The sequence below is a fragment of the Shewanella psychromarinicola genome (assembly GCF_003855155.1).
GTDB classification, from domain to species: domain Bacteria; phylum Pseudomonadota; class Gammaproteobacteria; order Enterobacterales; family Shewanellaceae; genus Shewanella; species Shewanella psychromarinicola.
The window spans coordinates 3469140-3489305 of the sequence record NZ_CP034073.1; the positions used below are offsets into that span (position 1 = coordinate 3469140).

Annotated in this window: 14 protein-coding genes and 1 tRNA gene; 10 read left to right on the top strand and 5 right to left on the bottom strand. The window is 42.5% G+C overall.

What is annotated here, in order from left to right; genetic code table 11:
* Positions 1-174: 174 nt before the first annotated feature.
* The 3 genes from EGC80_RS15215 to pabB all read right to left on the bottom strand — a co-directional run bounded on the left by EGC80_RS15215 (position 175) and on the right by pabB (position 5041).
* Complete coding sequence (locus tag EGC80_RS15215) at positions 175-1896, bottom strand: phospho-sugar mutase (protein ID WP_124013072.1); 1722 nt, start codon at positions 1894-1896, stop codon at positions 175-177.
* 297 nt (positions 1897-2193) lie between these two features.
* Positions 2194-2877: a glutathione S-transferase family protein gene (locus EGC80_RS15220; RefSeq protein WP_101031157.1), complete on the bottom strand. Its 684-nt coding sequence runs from the start codon at positions 2875-2877 to the stop codon at positions 2194-2196.
* Between the two features lie 736 nt (positions 2878-3613).
* The gene (gene pabB / locus EGC80_RS15225; protein ID WP_124013073.1) at positions 3614-5041 is read right to left on the bottom strand and encodes an aminodeoxychorismate synthase component I; all 1428 of its coding nucleotides are present in this window, start codon (positions 5039-5041) and stop codon (positions 3614-3616) included.
* 115 nt (positions 5042-5156) lie between these two features.
* Between pabB and EGC80_RS15230 the strand changes: the two genes are divergently transcribed.
* The 10 genes from EGC80_RS15230 to EGC80_RS15275 all read left to right on the top strand — a co-directional run bounded on the left by EGC80_RS15230 (position 5157) and on the right by EGC80_RS15275 (position 17004).
* Positions 5157-6728 (top strand): fumarate hydratase, encoded by a 1572-nt coding sequence (locus tag EGC80_RS15230; RefSeq protein WP_372491424.1) that lies wholly within the window; start codon positions 5157-5159, stop codon positions 6726-6728.
* A 211-nt stretch (positions 6729-6939) separates the two neighbouring features.
* Positions 6940-8991 (top strand): dipeptidyl-peptidase 5, encoded by a 2052-nt coding sequence (locus EGC80_RS15235; RefSeq protein WP_124013074.1) that lies wholly within the window; start codon positions 6940-6942, stop codon positions 8989-8991.
* A gap of 733 nt (positions 8992-9724) precedes the next feature.
* Complete coding sequence (locus EGC80_RS15240) at positions 9725-10348, top strand: YchE family NAAT transporter (RefSeq protein WP_283107320.1); 624 nt, start codon at positions 9725-9727, stop codon at positions 10346-10348.
* Positions 10349-10606: 258 nt separating this feature from the next.
* A tRNA-Ser gene (locus EGC80_RS15245) sits at positions 10607-10696 on the top strand.
* 199 nt (positions 10697-10895) lie between these two features.
* Complete coding sequence (locus EGC80_RS15250; RefSeq protein WP_124013075.1) at positions 10896-12215, top strand: DEAD/DEAH box helicase; 1320 nt, start codon at positions 10896-10898, stop codon at positions 12213-12215.
* A gap of 295 nt (positions 12216-12510) precedes the next feature.
* Entirely contained in the window at positions 12511-14310 is a 1800-nt protein-coding gene (locus EGC80_RS15255; protein WP_124013076.1) for a DUF885 domain-containing protein, read from the top strand.
* A gap of 158 nt (positions 14311-14468) precedes the next feature.
* Positions 14469-15131 (top strand): response regulator transcription factor, encoded by a 663-nt coding sequence (locus EGC80_RS15260; protein WP_124013077.1) that lies wholly within the window; start codon positions 14469-14471, stop codon positions 15129-15131.
* Positions 15132-15228: 97 nt separating this feature from the next.
* Positions 15229-16353: a M14 family metallopeptidase gene (locus EGC80_RS15265; RefSeq protein ID WP_101031172.1), complete on the top strand. Its 1125-nt coding sequence runs from the start codon at positions 15229-15231 to the stop codon at positions 16351-16353.
* Between the two features lie 55 nt (positions 16354-16408).
* Complete coding sequence (locus EGC80_RS22730) at positions 16409-16726, top strand: zinc ribbon domain-containing protein (RefSeq protein ID WP_124013078.1); 318 nt, start codon at positions 16409-16411, stop codon at positions 16724-16726.
* Entirely contained in the window at positions 16723-17004 is a 282-nt protein-coding gene (locus EGC80_RS15275; RefSeq protein ID WP_101031176.1) for a YeaC family protein, read from the top strand. The genes EGC80_RS22730 and EGC80_RS15275 overlap by 4 nt, the downstream gene beginning before the upstream one ends.
* Positions 17005-17134: 130 nt before the next feature.
* On the opposite strand, the gene ansA is transcribed toward EGC80_RS15275, so the two are convergent.
* Together ansA and sppA are read right to left on the bottom strand one after the other, a co-directional pair.
* Entirely contained in the window at positions 17135-18148 is a 1014-nt protein-coding gene (ansA, locus tag EGC80_RS15280) for an asparaginase (RefSeq protein WP_101031178.1), read from the bottom strand.
* A 154-nt stretch (positions 18149-18302) separates the two neighbouring features.
* Positions 18303-20147 carry a signal peptide peptidase SppA gene (sppA, locus tag EGC80_RS15285; RefSeq protein WP_124013079.1) on the bottom strand — a complete coding sequence of 615 codons (1845 nt, stop codon included), beginning with the start codon at positions 20145-20147 and terminating at the stop codon, positions 18303-18305.
* Between the last annotated feature and the right edge of the window lie 19 nt (positions 20148-20166).

The following is a 20166-nucleotide window of genomic DNA, read 5'->3' on the forward strand; positions in this document are numbered from 1 at the left end:
AACATAGGGGGAGTTAGTCCAATCAGTCATATCTCATGACACTCTGGTCTAGTAAAATTGTTTAATAGATTCATCATGTTTACAATTCACCACAAACAAAAACAAACGCCTGTCTATAGTAACAGGCGTATAACAAACGAGTTGTTAATTGAGCTTAATAGTCTAATGAGTCAGTTAACTTGGCAAACTAGCTTGATGGGTTTTTATAAAGGCACTCATGGCTTTTTCAGCACGATCTTTTGCTGACGCCCAAGTGTCTGTTGGTGTCATTGTTTCCACCACTTCGTAATAACATTTAATTTTTGGTTCAGTGCCAGATGGCCGAACAATCACTCGTGCTCCTCCTTCTAAGGCATAAATCAATACATCGCTGCTGGGTAAATCAATGGTTTGTTGGCTGCCGTCGGCACTAGTACGCTGAAGACTTTTTAAATCATCGGTCGATACCACTGAATATTCACCAATGTTTATCGGTGGGTGCTCACGCAAATACGCGCCAATATTGGGTGTATCCGCCTTAAGTGCAATACTGACTTGTGCATTAAGGTGAAATCCGTGTTGGCGATAAATCTGTTCTAGTTTGTCCCAGATGGTTTGGCCATTGATGGCTAGCTCAGCCGTTAGCTGTGCGAAGGCAACTAAAGCCGATAAGCCGTCTTTATCCCAGACTAAATTACCTATGGTGTAGCCGAGCGCCTCTTCATAAGCGAATAAAAACTGCTTGTCAGCTTGGTGCATGGCAATACCGACGTTCATCAGCCATTTAAAGCCTGTCAGCGTGGTATAGCTTTGGGTGCCAAATTCAACGGCGATTTTAGACAACAGACTTGATGACACAATAGTGGTGCCGGTGAGTTGTTGATTTTTAGGTGCATGGTTGAGTAAATAATGGCCAAAGAGCACACCGACTTGATCGCCCGTCAGCATTTGGTATTGGCCAGGCTCAGTGCGAACGGCGACAGCAAAGCGATCGGCATCTGGGTCATTAGCGCAAGCGAGCACCGCATTGTGTTTCTTCGCTTCGGCAATCACTAAATCCATGGCGCCTTTTTCTTCTGGATTAGGGAAATTGACCGTAGGGAAATCACCATCAGGTTCACGTTGAGCCGCTACCGAATACACTTGGGTAAACCCGGCATCGTTTAACACGGCTTCAGCCATGTCGGCACCGACACCGTGCATTGCGGTGTAAGCCAAACTGACTTTATCTTGGCCATTTCGATGTTGCAGCTCTTTGGCATCAAAAATCCCTTGGCGATAAGCCTGGTAGAAATTGTCTTGCAACCAAGTAAGTGTTTGTTGTTTGATGGCATCCGCTAGCGCTAAAAACGGGATCGCTTGGGTTGCTGCGCGGGTAATTTGGGCGGCAATCCCTGTATCATGGGGTGGAATAATCTGCGCGCCATTTTCCCAATAGACTTTATAGCCATTGTACTGTGGCGGGTTATGGCTGGCTGTTACGACAATGCCTGCTGCAGCATTAAAATGCTTTACCCCAAAGGCAACTAAAGGCGTGGCGGCAACCTTATGGGTTAAGCGCACTTTGATGCCCATGGCCGTTAATACACTGGCCGCATCATGGGCAAACGTTAACGAATCATGGCGACCGTCGTAACCTATCACCACACCGCGCTCGGCGGCATTACTTATCTGCTCGAGTAAATAAGCGCCAAGACCCGCCGTGGTTTGGCGAATAACCAAGCGATTCATGGCCATTGGGCCAACACCGACTTCACCGCGAAGCCCGGCAGTGCCAAAGGCTAAACGGCCGGCGAAGCGTGCCGTTAGCTCAGTTTCATTGCCCGCATCAATCAGCGTTTGCAGTTGTGAGCGAGTGTGAGGATCGGGATCGTTGTTAAGCCATTGGTTGATTTGATGTTGAAGATGGGTGTTCATGAGTAACCTCATTGATAATCATTTGCAATAACAGTAGGAAAATACTGCTGCAAGGACAAGTGATTTCGTCGCTAAATGGATAAAAATAACAAGTTGTATTCATGACTTATACGCTTAGTCTACATGCCTAGTGAGTATTATGCTTTTGTAAACAGAGCGTTGTAGCACAATACCATCGACCTGATCGCGGGCTGACAACATAGATTATAGATCAATGATGAGTGTTACTAACAAAACAAGGCGTGTGAACACAAGCGGTAATCCACAAGCCATGTTTTAATCTTAGGTTATGCAAGCCTATTTCGCATCAACAGCATAGTTCTGGGGGAAGAATGAGCGTTTGGCTTGTTCATCGAATTCAGTTTTGAACTCAATATCCTTGCCCATATTTCTGGCACGCGCTATCGCAGGGCGGCTGTTGATAAGGTTAAACCAGCGTTGAACATTAGGGTAACTAGCCAGTGCATCTTCACCTAATACAAAATCAATACGATCAACCCAGCCCCAGGCAGCAATATCGGCAATGCTTAATTCATCAGCAACGATAAAGTCACGGTTGTTAAGATGTGCATCGAGTACCTCGTAATGACGTTGCGTTTCACGTCTATAACGGTTTGCTGCGTAATCAATTTTTTCAGGAGCATGATGGGTAAAATGGACACATTGGCCAGAATAAGGCCCTAAACCTGTGGCAATAAACATTAACCAAGACAGCAGCTCACCACGGTTTTCAGGCGATCCAGCTAATAGACCTGTTTTATCGGCAAGGTATAACAGTATTGCATTCGAATCGAACACTCTTACGCCATTGTCTTCAATGGCTGGGGTTTTGCTGTTGGGGTTTATGGCGCGATATTGCTCAGAGTGTTGCTCACCTTTTAAGGTATCCACAGGCACGAGTTCAAACTCAAGTCCTGTTTCTTCGAGGAACAGAGCAATTTTTATTGGGTTAGGGCCAGGGTGAAAGTAAAATTTAATCATATGAACTCCTTATTCAGTAAGAAGCTTATTTAAACAGAAATTGAACGAATGCTCAATAATTTTTAAGGGTTCAATCAAATATTCACTCATGTACTATGCAATCAAATTAAGTCCGCCTCAAGATGGAAGTTATTCAATAGCTTAAGCTAGGTATAAGTTAGGCTCGGCTGTCAGTATTAGATAAATCCACAGGCGTACACTAATACCGGATTGGTCGAGAACATTATCCACTTTGGGGTAAACATCTGTTATTCACCCGTTGTTATAAGTGCTGGCGTACTGGGTATCGGTGTTGTTGATTATTAAACTTACAAGTGCAGATACCCGTCATCACAGTGTTTATGTTGGTCAACATAGGTTGATACTATGTTTATGTTGTGCGCTCGTTGGTAAGGCTGTAACTCGGTTTCATCCGCCCAAGTCATTGCTAGTGCGCACCACTGAGTAACGTTTATTTCGCTAATTGAATTATCGCTATTGCTAATATCGTTGCAGATTAGCAGTAAAATGAGTTTGCTCTATTTAATTAATACTTAACCTCAACTTGTACTTAACCTCAATAGGGAATTATACAAAGGTTATCAAACAACCTTTTGTCTTGCCTACGACCTTGTATTGACTTGCCATAGACTCGCTATTAACAGGTGAAAACATCTTTGTTAGCAAATAAATGGCAAATTTGTGTTAAATAATCTGATATTAACTTACTTACCCCATCGCTTAACTTGAGCTGAGATCACTTAAATTGGTTCAGACTGGTCAGTAAAGGCAATATTTTACTGACTTTATCAAAACTTTCTTGATACTCGGCATCGCCATTTGAATCGGCAACAATGCCACCACCGGCCCAACAATAAAGTCGGTTGTTTTCGGTAACTAATGTGCGGATGGTAATACTGGTATCCATATTACCGTTTTGACTGATATAGCCGATGCTACCGCAATATAGGTTTCGTCTTGATGGCTCTAGTTCTTCAATGATTTCCATAGCGCGTATTTTTGGGGCACCAGTAATTGAGCCACCAGGGAAGGCGGCTTGAAGCAAATCAAACGCAGTTTTATGCTTTGCAAGTGTGGCCGTCACCGTGCTCACCAAATGGTGCACCGCTGGAAAGCTTTCAATGGCAAATAATTTTGGCACCTTAACCGAGCCTGGCGCGGCCACTTTACCGATATCATTTCGCAATAGATCGACAATCATCACGTTTTCAGCGCGATCTTTTTCAGACGATAGTAACGCTTGAGCCGCTTGTTGGTCCAAAAGCGGATCATGATGGCGAGGAAAGGTGCCTTTTATCGGTTTAGTTTCAATATGCTGGCCGTTAAGTTTGATAAAACGCTCCGGCGAAATAGACAGTATGCAATGATGTTCAAGGCGCATAAATGCTGAAAAAGGCGCTTGATTAGCTCGGGATAGAGCGCAATAGGCTTGCCATTCATCACCGTGATATTGAGCCTCAAATCGTTGGGTTAAATTGATTTGATAGCAATCACCACTGAGTAAATACTGCTGAATTCGAGAAAACTTATGTTGATATTGTGTACTGGTAAGTTGGTTAACCCACGGCGTTGTCAAATGAAAATGATGTGGATTAATCGCCTCTTCGAGGTCAGCTTGTATTTTTGATTGAATTAAATTCAACTCATACTCAAGTGCGTCTAAGCCATCATAATGGTAGGCATACCAAGACTTATCGGCATAATCATAAATGAGGACGAAGTCATAAAAGCCAATATTCATATCATTAAGGTGAATATCTTTAGTCGCAATATAGGGCAATTTTTCAATACTACGGCCAAGATCATAACCAAAAGCGCCCATGGCACCCACACTAAAAGTATGCTGACTGGCTTGAGCGGATGGATATAGACGAGCATGCAGCTGTGCTAAGGTATCAAAAGGGCTAGTATCATGATCGATATCAATATTGAGCGCGTTGATTGCTGGATGTTTGGCGGTAAATTGACATATACCGTCATTGCTGGTTAAGGTCGCGATAGGATTAAACCCAATAATATCGACTTGTGCATCTTGGTGCGCAGCGTTGGCTGAGTCGAGTATTATCGCCCATGGCTGGTCGCGAAAGAGTGAAAATAGCTGCTTAGTGTCTATTTCCCAAGCCAGTTTTTTCATAAAGAGTGCGTTTCTTGCCCGCGCAGACATCGATAGCCCTTATCTAAAATGTGATCTAGCCCGTAAAGGATGAAAAGAGTATCATATTGGTCTTAAATAAAAATAATAAACATGTTAGGCCGCAATGGCTGCTGGAGCACACCATATGTCGACGAATACAACATCTCATTCTACAATGTCTAGTCAGACTATTGTTATTAAACAAGCTGACTTTATTGAAAGTATTGCAGATTCATTACAATATATTTCTTATTACCATCCCAAAGACTTCGTTGATGCGATGAACAAGGCGTATGAGCGTGAAGAAAGCACCGCAGCTAAGGATGCGATTGCTCAAATTCTGATTAACTCGCGTATGTCTGCCGAAGGTAAACGCCCTTTGTGTCAAGACACGGGAATTGTCACTAGCTTTGTTAAAATTGGTATGTCGGTTCAGTGGGATAAAACCGACATGACAGTACAAGAGATGGTCGATGAAGGTGTCCGTCGTGCTTACTCTAATCCAGATAATCCTTTACGTGCATCAATAGTGTCAGATCCTGCTGGCGCGCGTAAAAATACCAAAGATAATACCCCGTCTGTTGTGCATATCGATATGGTCGCCGGTAATCAAGTTGAAGTGATGATAGCCGCTAAGGGCGGGGGGTCTGAAAATAAATCAAAAATGGCCATGCTTAATCCGTCTGATGACATTGCCGCATGGGTAGAAAAAACCTTACCCACTATGGGTGCTGGTTGGTGTCCTCCTGGCATGTTGGGCATAGGTATTGGTGGCACCGCTGAAAAAGCGGCGGTTATGGCTAAAGAATCTTTAATGGATCCCGTTGATATTCATGAATTAATGGAACGAGGCGCGGTAACCACAGAAGAAAAACTGCGTTTAGATATTTTTGAACGAGCAAATAATTTAGGCATAGGCGCGCAAGGTTTAGGCGGGTTAACCACAGTACTTGATGTTAAAATCAAATCATCACCGACTCATGCAGCCTCTAAACCTGTGGTGATGATCCCCAATTGCGCTGCAACCCGCCATGTTCATTTCCATTTAGACGGCACCGGCCCGGTTGATTTAGTGCCTCCATCATTGTCTGATTGGCCTGAAATTACGCGTGAAGCGGGTCAGAACACTCACCGGGTCAACTTAGACACGGTTACCCAGGCAGAAATTGAAACATGGAACAGCGGTGATACCTTATTATTAAACGGTAAAATGCTTACTGGTCGTGATGCCGCCCATAAACGTATTCAACTGTTACTTGATTCTGGTGAAGGCTTACCAGAAGGTGTCGATTTTACCGGTAAGTTTATTTATTACGTCGGTCCGGTTGATCCTGTCGGCGATGAAGTTGTTGGCCCAGCAGGCCCAACTACGGCAACCCGTATGGATAAGTTCACCGACATGATGTTAGACCAAACAGGCCTAATGGGCATGATTGGCAAGTCTGAGCGTGGTCCTGAAACCGTTGCTTCAATTAAGAAACACAAAGCCGTGTACTTAATGGCCGTTGGCGGCGCAGCTTATCTTGTATCTAAAGCAATTAAGAAATCTCGAGTGGTCGCATTTGAAGATCTTGGTATGGAAGCCATTTACGAGTTTGACGTACAAGACATGCCGGTGACGGTGGCCGTTGATACCAATGGTGTCAATGCGCATGAAACCGGACCGGCGATTTGGAAAATTAATATTGCTAACGCAAAGCAACATAATAAGCCATAAGCAACACTGAGTGTATGTTGATGCTGATGTTATTAGTCAGTGTGTCAATGTGATCAAACGCTCGGGTTTACAGCTCTTTACAAAAGGTCTGTTGCCTGAGCGTTTTGCTTTGGTTAATCTGCTATACACATCTTATGATTACGCGAAATTTGGTTAGTAGCTGACTCAACGCGAACTCATGTTTTATTTAAACAACTGAGACAAGATAATAATGAAAAAGTCTTCTGTATTATTCGCACTGGTTGCGGCAGGCATGGCAACATCAGTTTATGCGGCTGAGCCCGCAGCCTTTAATGTTCAGCAACTGGTTAATTTAAATAAGCTGCACTCAGCGGCGGTATCAAATGATGGTAAGACCATGGTGTACGGCGTAAAAGTGGTCGACGATAAAGGCGAGGGCAATTCAGACCTATACCTACTCGATTTAAGCGATAAAAAGGCCACGCCAAAACAACTCACATCAGCAGCTGGAACTGAGCACGATGTGAGTTTTTCGCCTGATGGAAAATCAATTTATTTCCTCGCCAGTCGCACTGGAACCAGTCAATTGTATCAACTGGCCCTTAATGGCGGTGAAGCGATGCCTGTTACTGAGTTACCGTTAGACATTAACGGTTATAAATTGTCAAACGATGGCAAGCAAGTTGTTATGACCCTGCGGGTATTCCCAGAGTGTAAAGACTTAACATGCTCAAAAGACAAATTTACCGCCGAAGCTGAAAGCAAAACCTCTGGCCGTTTATACAAGCAGCTAATGGTGCGTCATTGGGACACGTGGGAAGACCATGCACGTAATCATTTATTTGTCGCCGCACTTGATGGCAATAAAATTACCACAGCCACTAATGTGACTGAAGGGCGCGATACTGAAACGCCACCTAAGCCCTTTTCAGGTATGGAAGAAGTCACTTTCACTGCAGACGGCAAATATGTTGTTTACAGTGCTAAAGCGCCGAGCAAAGACCAAGCTTGGACGACTAACTACGATTTATGGCAAGTACCTGTTGCCGGCGGTGAAACTGTTAATTTAACAGCAGACAATAAGGCATGGGATGCCCAGCCAACGTTTTCTGCTGATGGCCGTTATCTTGCCTATTTGGCCATGACCATACCAGGCTATGAAGCCGATCGTAACCGGATTATGTTACGTGACAATGTGACTGGCCAAGAAAAAGAAGTGGCACCATTGTGGGATCGTAGTGCGAGTTCACTCAATTTCAGCGCTGACGGTCGTACACTTTACGTAACAGCTCAAGATGTTGGTCAAGTGACTATTTTTGAGGTTAACACTCAGTTTGGTGATGTGCGTCCGATTTATAATCAAGGCAGCAATAGCTTGGTTGCGGCGGTAAATGACAAGTTATTCTTTCAAAAGTCATCTTTGGTTGAACCCGCTGATTTATACAGTGTGACACTGGAAGGCGAGCATCTTACTCAGCTGACCCATGTCAACAAAGACAAACTGGCGCAGATTAAATTTGGCGATTATCAACAGTTCAACTTTAAAGGTTGGAACGATGAAACCGTTCACGGTTACTGGATAAAACCGGTTAACTATGAAGAAGGTAAACAATACCCGATTGCTTACCTGGTACATGGTGGCCCACAAGGATCATTTGGTAACAGTTTCAGCAGCCGCTGGAATGCACAATTATGGGCTGGTGCGGGTTATGGTGTGGTTATGGTCGACTTCCATGGCTCTACTGGATACGGTCAAGCGTTCACTGACTCCATTGGTAAAGATTGGGGCGGCAAACCCCTTGAAGATCTTAAAAAGGGCATGGCAGCCGTATCGGCGCAGCAACCTTGGCTAGATGCTAACAATGCTTGTGCGTTAGGTGGCTCTTACGGTGGTTATATGATGAACTGGTTCCAGGGGAAATGGAATGATGGCTTCAAGTGTTTAGTTGATCATGCTGGTTTGTTTGATATGCGTTCTATGTACTATGTCACTGAAGAGTTATGGTTCCCTGAATATGAATTTGGTGGTCCGTACGATCAAAACAAAGCATTATATGAAAAATTTAACCCAGTGAATTATGTTGAAAACTGGAAAACGCCGATGTTAGTCATCCACGGCGAAAAAGACTACCGTGTACCTTATGGTCAAGGTCTTGCTGCGTTCACCTTTATGCAACGCAAAGGCATTCCATCTGAGTTATTGGTTTTCCCAGATGAAAACCATTGGATCTTAAATCAAGATAACTTACAGCTATGGTACAAGAATGTTCTCGGTTGGATGGATCGTTGGACAGCCAAATAGTTCACCCAAGCGTTCAGGATCGTTTTTCTATTGATGAGCTAAGGCTCGCCTTGTGATAAACGTCTCCACCTTGATCCAATAAAGAGTTCGGTTAAAAAAAGAGATGTTGCCATTGGCAACATCTCTTTTTTTGTCTCTCACCTAATCAATTGCATCTTGAGTCATAACCCACGCGATGATTTTTACTTAATTGATGATATTAATGAGCAGATTTAAGCCGGTTTTGATGATTGAGTCGGCAGTGATGTTGACAACGAGATAGATGCCAATATGGATGTTATTGTTGGTAACGATAATGGCAACAATATCGGCGATAATAATGATGATGAGGCCGGCAATGATTTTGGCTTAAATTATTGGGGTCTTTATTGAGATGTATTATCAGCTTGATGTTAGTATTTTTCATCAAAAGAGGCCTTTTAACATTTGGTTTTTATGTGTGTTAAGCACATTTAATGCTATTTATAATTGATTAAAGCGGATTAAGTAATCGCTTTGCGGTAAAATTGCGCGTTATTATGGAATAAAATGACGGTTTGGCCATTGAGGTCGTTAATTAGAAGGACCGGGGTAAAATGAAGGTGCTAATATTCACATTAGTTTTTGTATAGGAAAACACGTCTTTAATGATAAAAAATTTCATTTGGGAAACCTCTGGGTTTCAGCTACATTAGCGCCCTCATAACCGAGCTTTAAATCAGGTAATAACAAGAGGGTGTAGTTAGTGGATTTTATGCTTTATATTAAGTTCTTTTTAGGACTGTTAGCCATCATTAACCCTGTTGGGTTATTGCCTGTATTTGTTAGCTTAACCAGCCATCAAACTGAAGTTGAGCGCCGACATACTAATCGGGTTGCCAACTTTGCAGTGGTAGTGATTTTATTAATCACTATGATAGCGGGTCAGCATATTCTTAGTATGTTCAGTATTTCATTGTCTGCATTTCGTATTGCAGGTGGTAGCTTGATTTGTATTATTGCGATGTCGATGTTGCAAGGTAAGATCAGTGAAGTGAAACGCAACCAAGAAGAAGACCGTGAGTCTTCGGGCATGGAGTCTGTTGCTGTCGTGCCATTAGCCTTGCCACTAATGGCCGGACCCGGTGCCATTAGTGCGGTGATTGTGTTTGCGGCAGAGCACAACAATACGATGAACTTCGTTGGCATGTTTTGCACCATTATTACCTTAGGGATTTTAAGCTGGGGTTTATTTCGCATGGCGCCAGTACTGTTTAAATTACTGGGCAAAACCGGAATTAACGTCATTACCCGTCTAATGGGCCTGCTAATGCTCTCTTTAGGCATTGAAGTCATCGCGGCTGGCGTTAAAGGACTTTTCCCTACCTTAGTGGGGTAGATAAGACATAATTTGCTGAGCATTTGTGCAAACACTTGATAGTGGGGTTTTTTAGCTTGACCCGCTATCAGCATTTGCGTAAAGTACGCCTCGATTAGCAACACAGCGGGTATTGTTGTTCAATACGAATTGAACCCAAACGTGCAAACAAGTGTGTTTATGTTGTAGAGTGCAGGCTATACGCACTCAACACGAAAAAAATTAATAACTGGCTTTTACCTGATCTTTTATGGTGTGGTTAAAAGTCAGTCAAAAATTGGTGAGCTGGCTGAGTGGCTGAAGGCGCACGCCTGGAAAGTGTGTTTAGGTTTATCCCTAACGAGAGTTCGAATCTCTCGCTCACCGCCATATTATGAAAAAAGACGTCTTCGGACGTCTTTTTTCATTTGTGTTTTGAGCTAATATGCAGATATCCATAATGGCGCCTCATTTCATCGTTGTCTGCCATGCCTTTATCTAGCCTATCTTTATATCACTAGGTGTTAGCGCTTGTTAGGCGCAGCCTCTATAATGCTTTATTCTTGTTCTACTACTGAGACCCACTTTCATGCCTTTTTCGACACTTGGATTACGCGACGCGATTGTCAATGCCCTACATGAAGTGGGATACAGTCAACCAACACCTATTCAACAACAAACTATTCCGGTTATTTTAACCGGTAAAAACCTACTTGCCGCTGCGCAAACGGGTACCGGTAAAACCGCAAGTTTTGTGTTGCCAATATTAGAGCGCTTAGCCGACAGTGAAATGCAGCGTAAAAAACGTATTCGGGCGTTAATTTTAACCCCAACCCGTGAACTCGCTGTGCAAATACAAGCCAATATTGTGCAGTACGCTAAGAATTTACCATTAACATCATTTGCCATTTACGGTGGTGTTGATGAAAAGCCGCAAAAACAAGCATTAATAGATGGCGTGGATATTTTGGTGGCAACACCTGGGCGTTTGCTCGACTTATATACACAACGAGCAGTGCACTTTGATGAAGTAGAAGTGTTGGTACTGGATGAAGCCGACAGAATGCTCGACATGGGTTTCATTGAAGACATTAATAAAGTCATTGATAAACTACCTTCTGAACGCCAGAGTTTATTATTTTCCGCTACCTTATCAAACCAAGTCCGTGCACTAGCTAAAACGGCGATTAAGCGTCCGGTAGAAATTTCGGTGATTGCCGATCGTGATTCAGCGCCTAAAATTGAACAATGGCTGACCACCGTTGATAAAGACAAAAAGTCAGCTTTATTGAGCCATTTAATTAACACCGAAGCGTGGAACCAAGCGCTGATATTTATTGAAACTAAGCAAGGTGCGGCTAAATTGGTCAGCCAACTTGAAAAGCGTGATATTAGCGCTGAATGTATTCACGGTGGTCGAAGCCAACCCGTCCGGGAGCAAATTTTAGCCGATTTTAAAACCGGTAAAATTAAATACCTTGTGGCTACCGGCATTGCGGCGCGTGGTATTGATATTGATGATTTATCGCGTGTAGTTAATTATGACTTACCTTATCCAGCAGACGATTATATTCATCGTATTGGTCGTACCGGTCGTGCGGGGGCAGCGGGTGAAGCGATTTCCTTTGTGTCTAATGATGATTTTAAAAACCTGTGCATGATTGAAAGTCGGTTAGGTCATTTAATTGAACGTAAAGAAATAGCCGGCTTTGCACCCTCTAAACCCATTCCTATTTCGGTATTGAATTTTGTGCCAAAGAGTCGTCAACATAAATCGACATCAGATACCGACAGACCCACACTCAGTTTAGGCAAGTCGAAAACGGCTTCATCGGACTTAAGAAAGACTAAAACCGCTAAAGCACCGATAACGCCTAAAGGTAACAAATCCAATCCATGGAATGTGTAAGTTGATCTGGTGATAGGTTAACTCAGTTATTATTTGATTTTTGATTAAAGCGGAATGTATATTCCGCTTTTTTGGGTGCATGCTTGAGACCTTTTTAGTTTGTTGTGGACACTGCCATGTGACGAATTCCGCTTTTTAGTCTGCACTTTTTGGGTAAATGCGCTAGATTATATGTCACAAAAGATGTCAAGTTGATGCAAAAAAGTGATGGACATGATTAACTATTTCACATCGTAATAGGATAAAATTTACTTGCCCATACGCACTTAAAATAATAACAATTTAAGGATAAAAAATGAACAAAGCCTTACTTCCTTTGGTGGTTTCTTTCGCCTTAGCCGGACTGATTGGCTGTACTGATAGCCAAACTCAACAAAGTGCTACACCCAATGCGGTTACTGCTGAGGCGAGCACAACAACCGTTGCGGAAAAGTTAACCTTTAATCAATATTCACAACAGTTTATCGATGAGTTGTGGGTATTATCACCTACATGGGCGCTATACAGAGGTAAGCATGTTAACGACGGCTACTTAGAGATCCCTAATAAAGCTGGCCGCGATAAAACCTTGGCTTTCGTTAAACACCAGCAAACGGCATTGGCTCAATTTGACCCACAATCATTATCAGCTAATGAGTTAATCGATTATAGGTTACTGACCAATTTAATGGAGTCGATGCAGTGGGACATTATTCGATTTAAAGGTTGGCAGTGGGATCCGTCTAATTACAATGTTGCAGGTGGGTTTGCGCAAATCATCAATGAGGATTTTGCGCCGTTAGATGAGCGCCTAATCTCTGTGATTGCCCGTCTTGAAAATGTTCCAGCCTATTATGACGCTGCACGAAACAATATTAACGACCCAACACTTGAACATACCCAATTAGCGATTATGCAAAACCAAGGGGCATTTTCGGTATTGTCAGACGCGTTAGTTCTGCAGGTCGCTGATTCGGGTTTAAGCACAGATCAAAAAGCCTTATTTAGCCAACGTTTTGATGCGGCAATCGTAGCCATTAAACAACATATTGAGTGGTTAACAGCACTTGAAGCTAAATTAGCAGAAAATGGCGCCCGAGATTTCCGCATTGGTGAAACCTTATACGAAGAAAAATTTGCTTTCGACATTCAGTCTGGAATGACAGCGAAACAGTTGTACAACAAAGCCGTGGCTGATAAAAATCATGTTCAACAAGAAATGGCGATAATCACCGATACCATTTGGTCAAAGTACATCGATACCCCTAAACCTGCCGATGAGAGACAAGCCATTCGTCAGTTAATTGATGTGTTATCCAGCAAACATGTTAAGCGTGAAAACTTTGTTGCCGAAGTTCGTAAGCAAATTCCACAACTTATTCAATTTGTGAATGATAAACAACTGGTGACACTCGACCCAAACAAGCCGTTAATTGTCCGTGAAACGCCTGAATATATGCGCGGCTTTGCTGGTGCTTCCATCAGTGCGCCTGGACCTTATGATCAAGGCGGTAATACGTATTACAATGTGTCACCCCTTGATGATATGAGCGATGAGTCTGCAGAAAGCTATTTACGCGAATATAATCATTGGATCCTTCAAGTACTCAATATCCATGAAGCGATCCCAGGACATTACACCCAACTGGTGTTTTCAAATCAGTCTCCTAGTTTAGTGAAAAGCCTATTCGGTAATGGTGCCATGATTGAAGGATGGGCTGTGTATACCGAACGCATGATGCTGGAAGAGGGCTATGGAAACTTTGAACCTGAAATGTGGTTGATGTATTACAAGTGGAATCTACGGGTTATTTGTAACACTATTTTAGATTATAATATTCAAGTCAACGGTATGGGTGAGCAAGAGGTGCTTGACTTGCTTGAGAATGAAGCTTTCCAACAACGTGCCGAAGCTGAAGGGAAATGGCGCCGTGCCACCTTAAGCCAAGTGCAATTGACGAGCTATTACGCGGGTTATCGAGAGATTTATGATTTCCGTGAGCAACGTAAAGCGAAGCAAGGTGAAGATTTTGATTTAAAGCAGTTTCATGAACAGTTTTTAAGTTACGGTAGTGCACCCGTTAAATTCATTAAGCAGTTGATGACAGATAAATAGAGCAATGATGTTTCGCTCATTATGGTGATAAATGTCTTAAGGCCTGAAGATTCAGGCCTTTTTTGTTAATGAAAAGAATTAGAAGGCAGATTAAATCTGGTTTAGAATAAATCGATATGCTAATCTTAATAATAATCGTTATCATTAAGTGGTTAAGCATGCACAATATTCTATTCATAGAACATACCCTTTGCGGTAAAAGTGACCTAGGTCGACAACTGAGTGAACAGGGTTATAGTGTTTACTGGGTTAATAATGCCTTTGATGCATTGATCCAAATGGAGACGCTTCAGCTTGAAGCCATACTAGTCGATTTTTCGGTCCCCAAAATGAATTCCTTTTGGCTGTTAGTTGCAAGACAAACCCAACCCCCCATTATTGCATTAGCAGACAGTAGCAGCGAACTGGAGCGTATTAAAGCGTTTGAGTTAGGCGCTGATGATTACCTTGCTAAACCGATTAACATCCGCGAATTACAACTACGTCTCAATGTGCTCCATCGACGGTCCCACCCGCAGATTAATGAGCCTGTTAATGATTATATTGGCTTTGATGATACGTGCTATACCATTAATTTTGCTGAAAAGTCGTTAGTGTTAACGCAAACGGAATACCGACTGTTCAAATATTTGTTTGAGCGCCAAGGTGATGTCATCAGCAAAGCAGAATTACAGCGAAGGGTGTTGCATAAGGAACTAGGACGATTTGACCGTAATGTAGATATGCATATCAGTAATACACGGCGCAAATTAGGCAAACGGAATTTACCCCGTGAACTGATTAATACTGTTCGCGGTCAAGGGTACTGCCTTAACTTTTAAAGGTTCCCACCAATTGCCGCATTTGATAAGCTAGGGCCTATAAAATCAGGCATTATTAAGCCGATAAAATAAGTGCAAGCACATAAAGGATAACCTAATGCGGATCACAGCAAACTTTGACGGCGGCAACATTGACGTCATTAACCTCGACCAACATGACGATATACAAGTCGCCATTCGTCCCGATTTCGGTGGTGAGTTTTATCAATGGTTTAACTTTCGTTTAGAAGGCGAAGTCGGCCAGACTTATACCGTGAATATTGTTAATGCAGGTAACGCATCTTACCCAAAAGGTTGGGAAGATTATCAAGCAGTTGCTAGCTATGATCGTCAGACTTGGTTCCGATTGCCGACTCAATATGCCGATGGCAAGTTAACCATCCAAGCTGAGCTAGATTGTGAAGCGATTCAAATTGCCTACTTTGCACCTTACAGCTACGAACGTCATTTAGATTTAATCAGTGAAGTCCAATTACATCCTGCAGTCAGTCTTGAGCACCTCGGCTTAACCCTCGATGGCCGCGACATGACCTTGCTTAAAATTGGTGATGCAAACCCAGAAAAAAAGAATATTTGGATTACTGCGCGTCAACACCCAGGTGAAACCATGGCTGAGTGGTTAGTCGAAGGATTGTTAAATCAACTACTCGATAGCGATTGTCCAACCTCGAAAGCTTTATTAGACCAAGCCAATTTCTATATTGTGCCGAATATGAACCCAGATGGGAGTGCTCGCGGTCATTTACGCACCAATGCGGTTGGCACCAACCTAAATCGTGAATGGCAAACACCCAGCTTAGAGAAAAGTCCTGAGGTGTATTATGTGGTCAATAAGATGCACCAAACAGGTGTTGATTTATTTTACGATGTTCACGGTGATGAAGGTCTACCTTTTGTGTTCCTTGCCGGTTGCGAAGGCGTACCAAACTACAATGATAAAATGGCCGCATTACAGCAGCAATTTCTCAGTGCATTGACCATTGCCAGTGCTGATTTCCAAACAGAGTTTGGTTACGATAAAGATGAGCCAGGTAAAGCGAATTTAACTGTGGGTTCTAACTGGGTAGCCAATACGTTCAGTTGTTTATCCAATACGTTAGAGATGCCATTTAAAGACAATGCCAATTTAGCCGATCCTTTTGTGGGCTGGTCTCCTGAGCGCTGCGTATATTTAGGTGAAGCGTCTTTAGTGGCTATGTTAGCAGTGGTTGATCAATTATAATCTCCACAGCAGCGGTTAATATTAGCTGTAAATGATCGAACAGGTAAAGTGAATTATGGCGTTAATTGCATGCCCCAAATGTCAAAAACGTATTTCGAGTAAGGCTAAGCAATGCCAGCATTGCAAAACTGACTTGAGTGGTAATACTGAGTCTTTAACCGTTATCAGTCACATTGAGCGGTCAAACAGCTTAATGACCCACAGTTTTATTTTTTTGACATTATTTATTGCGGGGGTTGTCGTGTGGTTTTGGGGAGGAGAGCCCGCACAAGGGGTAACTTCTTATATCGCGATTGCAAGCTTTGTAGTTGGCTTTTCGGGGTATCTTGTTACCCGGGTCAGAATTGTATTACATAAACGGAAATCAGTATGAATGATATCAATAAAGTCATTGATGAAATGCCTGAAGAAGTCTACCTGCGCATGTTGTCTGCAACCGAGCTAGGTAAGTGGGATGATGGCACGGTATTAACTGAGCAACAGCGTGAGTCGACTTTACAAGTGGTGATGTTATACCAAGCGCGTAAGCTTCAGCAAACTGAACATTTTACTATCGCAGCTGGTGGTAATATTAATGAGTTATCCAAATCAGAGCTGAAAAGACAGTTTAAAGGTGATCCCATTGCCGAGTTTAAAGCCGCTGATTTATAATCCCATGCTGATTAATCGATATTAATCAAATTAAAGCATAAAAAATGCGAGCTAATTAGCCCGCATTTTTATCTTTTGTTTAGCGATTACATCGTTTCGCAATTCACAACGTTAGCTATAAAAACGTTAACTAGTCAATCGTCAGTTCACCAATTAAATTTTGCTGCATACGTTGTTTGATTTGCGCTGAGGTTAATCCAATGGACAACAAATAATGCAGTTTTGCCAATGCCGCTTCAACCGTCATATCGGCACCGCCGATCACCCCTGCTTGCGCTAACGCATTGCCAGTAGCATAGCCGGCCATATTGACTTTGCCTTGGAAACACTGGGTTAAATTCACCAATACAATCCCGCGTTCGTCAGCTTGTTTAAGGGTTTCAAGTAATTTTTTATCTTGTGGTGCATTACCGACACCAAAAGTTAATAAGATCAGTGCTTTTACTGGTTGCTGTAAAATATTATTAAAAATATCAGTTGAGATACCAGGGTAAAGCGTGACCACACCCACGGGTTGAGGGCTGATAGTGACAACCTCTAAAGGAGCGCCCGTTGGCTTAGTGATTTTACCTGCTTTAAGATTAATTTTAATTCCCGCTTCAAGTAGCATCGGGAAGTTAGGTGATGCAAATGCATCAAAGCCATCGGCATGAGCCTTAGTTGAGCGATTACCGCGAAACAACTTGTTATTAAAGAACAAACATACTTCAGCTACAGGGTAATTCGCTGCTATATACAACGAATTGAGCAGATTGGTTTGACCGTCAGATCGTAATTGTGCAAGGGGGATCTGTGAACCCGTTACGATCACCGGTTTTGATAGACCTTGCAACATAAATGATAGCGCAGAAGCGGTATAAGCCATGGTGTCTGTACCATGTAAAATCACAAAACCATCGTACTTGTCATAGTTGGCTTGAATGTCGTTCGCAATCAATTGCCAATCAGGTGGTGCCATGTTGGACGAGTCAATCAAAGGGCTGTATTCATGAATGACAAAGTGGGGCATTTCATCATGATAAAACTCGGGCATTGACTGAACGCAATCAGTCAAGAATCCTGCCACTGGCGCAAATCCATTGGCTGTTTTTTGCATCCCAATAGTACCGCCTGTATAGGCTACGTAAATCGAACGATTTGTCATAAATATAGGACTCTTATTAAACAACTATTGTAGATTATGTAAATTATACGAGTTTATTTACCGATCCCCAATAAAAAAGCCTGCTAAGCAGGCTTTTTTTGAATAATCTTCATATTGCGTTCATATAATTGATTACTAATTGATTGCTAATTGATTAGTAATTACAGTTTTCGCAATACATATAGACATGATTAGGGTCATCAAACATTGATAATGTTTCAAATGCGCCGGCCCAATGTTTAATAAATTGCTCGACGACACTGGTTTGACGGACACTATCAGGCACGTAAGCGGCACTCGCCCCCATAATTTGCTGCATAATTTGCTGTTCAGCGCTAAGCTCTTGCTCGATCACTTTAACGTCGAACTTGTCCATTTTAGCTAAATCAGCCGCTTTAGCTAACGCCAGCTCCATGTCTCCGAGCTCATCAACTAGTCCTAGCGTTAATGCACGTTTTCCCGTCCATACTCGGCCTTGAGCAATGTTGTCTACTTGCTCTAGCGTCATATGACGCTCTTTAGCCACCAGAGAAATAAACTCATGATAACCCCGTTCGATATGACGTTGTATTACGGTAGCCACTTTTGGGCTTAATTCACGAACCGGCGATAATCCAGCCCAATCAGATGTTGCAACACCATCAGAGGTGACACCAATATGATTAAGTGCTTGCTCAAATGTGGCAAACATACCAAAAATACCAATTGAACCTGTAAGGGTTGTCGGTGTTGCGACAATATAGTCGGCACTGGCTGATATCCAATACCCGCCTGATGCAGCAAGGCTACCCATGCTAACCACAACAGGTTTACCTGCCGCTTTTAGCGCTAACACTTCTTGACGGATTTGCTCTGATGCAAATGCACTACCACCAGGGCTATCAACCCTAAGTACCACAGCTTTTACTTTATCGTCAAAGCGTGCTCGCATAAGGAGTTTGGAGGTGCTTTCGCCACCAATTTGTCCAGCAGGTTGTTTACCGTTAAGGATAGTGCCTTTTGCAACAATAATGGCAATGGAATCATTTTTAACAAACTTAGGTGTCGGTGCGGTTAACGAACGGTAATTATTATAACTAATTTGTTTAAAGTTTTTACCTTCCTTATCACTGCCAACCCGTTCTATCATGGCAACACGGAACGCATCAGCAGAAACAAGCTCGTCAACCCATTTCATGTTTACCGCCATTTGGGCACTATCACCTTGCGCTTTATCCAGCTCAGCGAGGTACTCATCTGTGCCTAACACTAATTGATCTGGGCCTATTTGACGGTTGCTGGCAACAATAGTTGAGTAGCTTTGCCAAATATCGTTTAACAATACTTTACTGGCTACTTTATCTGCATCGGACATATCGTCACGAATAAAAGGTTCTACGGCAGATTTAAACGTACCCACTCGAAATACGTGAGTGGTGATTTTCAGTTTTTCCAGTGCAGATTTGTAATATAAGCGGTAACGACTCAAGCCATCTAGCGACACCATACCTTGGTTATTAAGGTAAATTTTATCTGCAAAACTGGCTAAAAAATATTGGTTTTGATCATAACCATTAGCCATGGCAATAACCGATTTATTGGCGGCTTTAAATTGCTTTAATGCGTTACCAATGGCGGTCATTTTACTGATCCCGGCATCTTGAAGATTTCCTAAATCTAATACGATACTGTTGATTCGGGCATCTTCAGTGGCGTTATTAATAGTATAAAGTAGATCCGCTAATAAAATTTCACCTTCTGGATCATTAGCTTGCCCTTGGCTAAATGCCATTTCAATGGGATCTACATAATGTTTTTGATCCACTATGCTCCCAGACAAATTCAACACTAAGGCTGATTGATCTTCGATGATAATGTCATCTTCACTGTTGAGTATCGCGACGGCTATTACGGCCAACAAACCAAAAAATATAACGTTGATGATTAACTTACGGATACCATTTACTGTATTCCATAACAGTAAAAACATCCTTTTTAAAAACGAGGGTTTAGCGGACATTTGCCACTCCTTTATCAGT

Coding starts and splice junctions, on each gene's coding strand:
- EGC80_RS15260 (WP_124013077.1), top strand. CDS start 14,469: ATGCACAATATTCTATTCATAGAACATACCCTTTGCGGTAAAAGTGAC.
- ansA (WP_101031178.1), bottom strand. CDS start 18,148: ATGACAAATCGTTCGATTTACGTAGCCTATACAGGCGGTACTATTGGG.
- sppA (WP_124013079.1), bottom strand. CDS start 20,147: ATGTCCGCTAAACCCTCGTTTTTAAAAAGGATGTTTTTACTGTTATGG.
- EGC80_RS15255 (WP_124013076.1), top strand. CDS start 12,511: ATGAACAAAGCCTTACTTCCTTTGGTGGTTTCTTTCGCCTTAGCCGGA.
- EGC80_RS15250 (WP_124013075.1), top strand. CDS start 10,896: ATGCCTTTTTCGACACTTGGATTACGCGACGCGATTGTCAATGCCCTA.
- EGC80_RS15235 (WP_124013074.1), top strand. CDS start 6,940: ATGAAAAAGTCTTCTGTATTATTCGCACTGGTTGCGGCAGGCATGGCA.
- EGC80_RS15215 (WP_124013072.1), bottom strand. CDS start 1,896: ATGAACACCCATCTTCAACATCAAATCAACCAATGGCTTAACAACGAT.
- EGC80_RS15240 (WP_283107320.1), top strand. CDS start 9,725: ATGCTTTATATTAAGTTCTTTTTAGGACTGTTAGCCATCATTAACCCT.
- EGC80_RS22730 (WP_124013078.1), top strand. CDS start 16,409: ATGGCGTTAATTGCATGCCCCAAATGTCAAAAACGTATTTCGAGTAAG.
- EGC80_RS15275 (WP_101031176.1), top strand. CDS start 16,723: ATGAATGATATCAATAAAGTCATTGATGAAATGCCTGAAGAAGTCTAC.
- EGC80_RS15220 (WP_101031157.1), bottom strand. CDS start 2,877: ATGATTAAATTTTACTTTCACCCTGGCCCTAACCCAATAAAAATTGCT.
- EGC80_RS15265 (WP_101031172.1), top strand. CDS start 15,229: ATGCGGATCACAGCAAACTTTGACGGCGGCAACATTGACGTCATTAAC.
- pabB (WP_124013073.1), bottom strand. CDS start 5,041: ATGTCTGCGCGGGCAAGAAACGCACTCTTTATGAAAAAACTGGCTTGG.
- EGC80_RS15230 (WP_372491424.1), top strand. CDS start 5,157: ATGTCGACGAATACAACATCTCATTCTACAATGTCTAGTCAGACTATT.